Origin of the sequence: Corynebacterium sp. MSK310 (assembly GCF_030227355.1) — a bacterium.
Lineage (GTDB): Bacteria > Actinomycetota > Actinomycetes > Mycobacteriales > Mycobacteriaceae > Corynebacterium > Corynebacterium rhinophilum.
Genome location: NZ_JASPFZ010000041.1, coordinates 1 through 1265 on the forward strand (window position 1 = coordinate 1; position 1265 = coordinate 1265).

The window sequence follows — 1265 nt, forward strand, 5'->3', positions numbered from 1 at the left end:
ACATAACCTGCCCCGGCATGGGGGCAGAGTTACGAATCCTGGGTGACCTCAAGCGGAACTGATAACAACGTAATGGGAGGCCTATACGTAACCGAAGACACCCTCCAAATGAATTCACAGCTTTGAAAACTCTTTGGCTGACGATTTATAACATCGAAGACAGGTGCGCCACTCAGTAGAGGGGAAGGTAATTTGCAATCGAATGGGGCCGCTATATAGGAGGGGACAAAGGTCGCAGGGCGAAAAGCTACTAATCAACTAGCTCTAGACTGCTCGGACCCTTTGCGAATTACATACAAACCATGCTGCGCACACAAACATGGAGAACTATCCTAGCCTCCGACACATCCACTTTCTATCGCCAGAGTGAGCACTGAATCCTGAAAACAGAACACGTAACAGCAAGCATTGAAAATAACTCAAAAACCAAGGATGAGATCTGTGACTTTTTAATATCACGGAAGATCCTTTACAAATTACAGATTGTAGGGTATTCTAAGCCTGCGTTCACTAAAATTCAAACCTTAAGGAGTCCCAGATGAAGCGTAAGGTCAGTCTCGGAATCGCAGCAGCTGCGTTAGCTATGACTGCCGTTACTCCCGCAGCATTTGCGCAGGAAACTACCACTTTCGACAACGGAATTGTTAATTCCGAATTTTCTTTGGACAAAAAAGAATCCACTAAAAAAGACCCCAAGGAGCAGGCCGAGCTTACCGGCAAGCACTTGGATAACGCAAAGAAAGGCGTAGAGACGGCGAAGGGCATCGTCGACACCCTCAATGGACTGGGTGGTCTGTTCGGGCTTAATGGCGGTAAGTAATACCCCTCCAGCCCCCAGGCATTCGCACGATTGCACTGTGAACCCGAACCGTAATGATGGATGTGTTAATCCGCGATTGCCGGGTCTTGAAGGTCTAATCCTTATTTCGCACTAGGGTTAGACCTTTAGCCTTTTCCGTATCCTTCGTTGTTGTAACAGGCGACAAACTCATAGAGTTCGTAAGTGTGCCTTTTTGACGATGGTAAAGGGGTCCCGTAGTGATTCTCCGCCTTGAATTTGGCGAAAAATTCCCCTACTTCGGCGTTGGTGTGACTGTTGGATTTCGAGAAATGCAACATCGATCTTTTGGGGTCTTTGACGAAATGTAGCCAATAGACCATAAATATCAAAAAAGGGATGGCGTGCCAGCAAATCGTGGACACGTAGTGGAGCTACCTAGTGGTTAGGCAGCGATTTTTCTTCGTTTCTGGTTTGGGTGATGTGG

Annotated in this window: 1 protein-coding gene; it reads left to right on the forward strand. The window is 47.2% G+C overall.

The features are described 5' to 3' along the window. The first annotated feature begins 538 nt into the window (after positions 1 to 538). Positions 539 to 820 (forward strand): hypothetical protein, encoded by a 282-nt coding sequence (locus tag QP891_RS11645; protein WP_284771368.1) that lies wholly within the window; start codon positions 539 to 541, stop codon positions 818 to 820. The last annotated feature ends 445 nt before the right edge of the window (positions 821 to 1265 follow it).

Coding starts and splice junctions, on each gene's coding strand:
- QP891_RS11645 (WP_284771368.1), top strand. CDS start 539: ATGAAGCGTAAGGTCAGTCTCGGAATCGCAGCAGCTGCGTTAGCTATG.